This window comes from Adlercreutzia equolifaciens (assembly GCF_029076695.1).
GTDB classification, from domain to species: domain Bacteria; phylum Actinomycetota; class Coriobacteriia; order Coriobacteriales; family Eggerthellaceae; genus Adlercreutzia; species Adlercreutzia equolifaciens_A.
In genome coordinates this window covers 1-301 of the sequence record NZ_JARFIK010000397.1, presented here as the reverse complement: position 1 = coordinate 301, position 301 = coordinate 1, and the positions used below count along the sequence as shown (strand labels likewise).

Sequence of the window (301 nt, the reverse complement as noted above, 5' to 3'; positions counted from 1 at the left end):
CCTGAGCGGACATGTGCTTTTTTCCTGTCATCTCAGCAACTTTTCTGCCGATTTCTCCGTAAGTCATCGTCTTCCCGTACGGGATCGAAAGCAGGATCTTCCAGACCTCTTTCCTGAACTCTGAGCCCTCCGGCGCAAGTGGCGGAAGAAACTTCGGATTTTTCCCTGCAAAATAAAGATCCAGCCACTCTCTCGTCTGCATCAAAACAGGCGTCTCCTTCTCCTCTGTCTCGTTCTCTTTTAACCCGGAAGCAAAATACTTCTGCCCCTCAAACCAGACTCCCTTTAATCCATCTTTATC

1 protein-coding gene is annotated in these 301 nt (G+C 48.8%); it reads right to left on the bottom strand.

Features of this window, described 5'->3' with window-relative positions:
* The coding region (locus PZH32_RS12895) for a methylated-DNA--[protein]-cysteine S-methyltransferase (protein WP_275208650.1) at window positions 1-301 on the bottom strand (301 nt) is incomplete at both ends.